Origin of the sequence: Streptomyces sp. NPDC059524 (assembly GCF_042749255.1) — a bacterium.
In the GTDB taxonomy this organism is placed as follows: Bacteria; Actinomycetota; Actinomycetes; order Streptomycetales; family Streptomycetaceae; genus Streptomyces; species Streptomyces xanthii.
This window is the reverse complement of sequence record NZ_JBHYTK010000063.1, coordinates 1-2983: the sequence shown is the minus strand read 5'-3', so window position 1 is coordinate 2983 and position 2983 is coordinate 1. Positions and strand designations below refer to the sequence as shown.

At 75.6% G+C, this 2983-nt stretch carries 2 protein-coding genes; one reads left to right on the top strand and one right to left on the bottom strand.

Annotated features, from left to right (window positions below):
- Positions 1–120 precede the first annotated feature (120 nt).
- Positions 121–798 carry a PepSY domain-containing protein gene (locus ACFW9D_RS19135; RefSeq protein WP_384623309.1) on the bottom strand — a complete coding sequence of 226 codons (678 nt, stop codon included), beginning with the start codon at positions 796–798 and terminating at the stop codon, positions 121–123.
- Between the two features lie 401 nt (positions 799–1199).
- On the opposite strand from ACFW9D_RS19135, the gene ACFW9D_RS19130 reads away from it, so the two are divergent.
- The coding region (locus ACFW9D_RS19130; protein ID WP_384623307.1) for a PIG-L family deacetylase at positions 1200–2983 on the top strand (1784 nt) is incomplete at its 3' end.

The following is a 2983-nucleotide window of genomic DNA, read 5'->3' as shown; positions in this document are numbered from 1 at the left end:
CCCGCGCCGCCCGCGTGGCCCCCCGCCCGCGACCCCCCCCGCATCGGGGGCGCGGGCGCGGGCGACGGCCCCGCCGGCCCGCCCGGGGGGCCCCGGGACCCGGCCCCGCTCTTCGACCGCTCAGTCCCGGTCGATGTTCTCGTGCAGCACCTTGCCGTTGCCGGCGTCGATGTCGAAGGTCGTCTTGACCCACGTCGCCGGCGTGACCACGTCCACCGCCCAGACCGTCGGCCCGCCGTCGGAGTCGTCGAGGCCGACCGACGTGACCGTGCCCTTCTTCCGGTCCGTGGCCGTCTCGGCCGCCTTCATCGACGTGATCTCGGCCGCCGCGAGCTTGTCGGTGTTCTCCTTCTTGTCACCCGCGTCCTGGTCCTTGTCCTTCTCGGACTTCGTGACCTTGCCGCTGACGCCGTCGATCCGTACGTCGGTGCTCGTACCGTCCGACGCGACGACCTCCGCGTCCCACTCCGGATTCCCCTGGTCGTCGTCGCCGAGTTCGATCTCCAGGAGCTTGCCGCCGGAGACCTCCTTCTCGGCGGTCATGGCCGCCTTGTCCCAGTCGACCTTCGTCGCGGTGATCAGCTTCTTGCGCTCGGCCTGATCCTCGCTCAGCCGCGGCGAGGCAGACGCGGAAGCGGTCGCAGCCGCCTGCTCGGCCGCGCGGTCCGCCTGCTTCGTACCCGAAGAGGTGTCGTCCCCGTCGTCCGACGAACAGGCGCTCAGCAAGGACAGCGACGCGGCGACGGCGCACAGGACGCCGACGGCACGCCCTCGGGCGAGGCGGTTGTTCCGCTTCACGGATGCAGAGTGCATGGCAGGCCTTTCGGGCTGGGGCACCGGGGAACTCTCTGGCTCCGGCGCTCGGGTCCACCCCCCACATCGAGACGTCCGCGCACCACCGTCCCGGCGGCCCCGCGCGTGACGCACGGCGCGGACCCACCGATCCTCGCAGCCCGCCCCGCTCACGGCATCCGGGCACTGGGCCGTCCGTGTCGGCCCCCGCCGCCGCCCGTCCGGGTGAACGGAACATGTATGCGCATGGAACCCGCGCCCCCTGCCGAGCCTCTACCCAGGTGAACCAACCTGAACAGAGGCGCGCTCCACCGACACCGCCGCGCCGCCTCGCAGCGGACGGAGTGAGCGCCACCGTGCGGAAGAGACCTGCGATACCGCGCCCTTCACGGCCCGAAATGCGCCCTATGCCCAATCTTCCGGCGCCCCGGCCCGGCCCCGCACCCGCGCCTGCATCGCCCCCCGGCGCCGATCCCGCCCCCTCCGCCGCCCGTTCCCTGACCCGGCGCGGACTCCTGCTCGGCACCTCCGCCGTTGCCGCCACCACCGCCCTCGCCGCCTGCGCACCCCGCGCGACCGTGCCCCCGCCCCGCGCCTCCGTCCCCTCCCCCGCCTCCGGCCGCCCCGCCGCGCAGGCGGACCGCGCCCTGCTGCTCCAGGTCCTCGCCCACCCCGACGACGACCTGTACTTCATGAACCCGGACACCCAGCAGGCCCTCGCCGCCGGCACCCCGCTCGTCTGCGTCTACGTCACCGCCGGCGAGGCCGACGGCCGGAACAAGACGGCGACCGACCGCGACCCCGCCCCCGACAAGGCCGCCTACTCCGCCGCCCGCCACCAGGGCCTGCGCCAGTCCTACGCGACCCAGCTCGGCCTCCCCCTCTTCACCCCCTGGGACCAGCGCGTCCTGCGCCTGCCCAGCGGCTTCCGCGCCGAGCTCGACGTCCTCGAACACGGGGGCCGCCGCGTCGAGCTGGTCCACCTGAACCTCGCCATGCACACCGCGGCGGGCCACATGGGCGCCCCGTCCCTCTGGCGCGACCCGGGCCTGCTCCTGCGCACCCTCGTTCCCGAGGGCTCCCCGCTGCGGGCCGTCCAGACGTACACCCACGACTCCGTCGTCACCGTCCTCGCGGAACTGTTCCGGCGCTATCGGCCGACCGTCGTGCACACCCTCGACCCGGACCCCGACATCCAGGTCAGCGACCGGCTCACCCGCATCCGCGACAGCGAGCAGCCCGGCTACTCCGACCACGCCGACCACACCGCCGTCGCCTCCTTCACCTGGGCAGCGCTGATCCGCTGGGCCCGGACCGCGCCGGGCGGCCCGCCCCCGTTCGTCGTCACCGCCTACCGCGGCTACTACAACCACCACTGGCCGAAGAACCTCCCGCCGCGCCTGCTCGACCAGAAGGCCGCCCACCTCGTCCCGTACGGCGCGGCCCCCGACTGGTCCTGCGGCAACCCGGCCGGCTGCGGCGACTACAACGTCGGCGGCGACCGCCCCCTGACCAACCGCAAGGGCTGGGTCCGCGCCACCCACCACCGCTACCCGGGCCCGCGCCTCACCCTGGTGCGCGGCGCCGGCGGCCGGGCCACCGCGTACGGCGTCCTCGGCCTGCGCGCGGTCCGCTACGACGAGAAGCCGGGCGGCGGCTTCGCGGCCCCGGTCGACCTCGGCGGCGGCCCGCTCGCCCCGGTGCTCGGCAGCGCCCCGCTCCCGGGCGACCGCCACCTGCTGTTCGGCCTGCGCCTGGCCGAGCTCGAAGGCCTGGGCGGGCCCGACGTACGGGAGATCGTGGCCCTGGAACCCGCCCGGCGCATCGGCGTCCCCGTGGCCGTCACCGCCCGCGACGGCCGCGTCCACCTCTTCGTCCGCAACGCCGGACAGGGCGTCAGCACCCGCGTCCGCGACACCTCCGGCGCCTGGTCGCCCTGGAAGGACCTCGGCGGCGGCCCCGTCCAGGACGGCCTCACCGCGGTCCTCGGCCCCGACGGCCGGGTCCACGTCTACGCGCCGGGCCGCGACACCGTCCACCACTGGACCCCGGACGGGCCCGCTCCGCTGACCGGCCTGCCCACCCCCGCCGACGCGATAGCCGCGGCGGACGGCCGCCGCGACTACCGGCCCCCCCCCTCCCGCCGCGGCGACTCCCCCGGCGGCCCGCCCGGCGTCTTCCCCCGCAACGG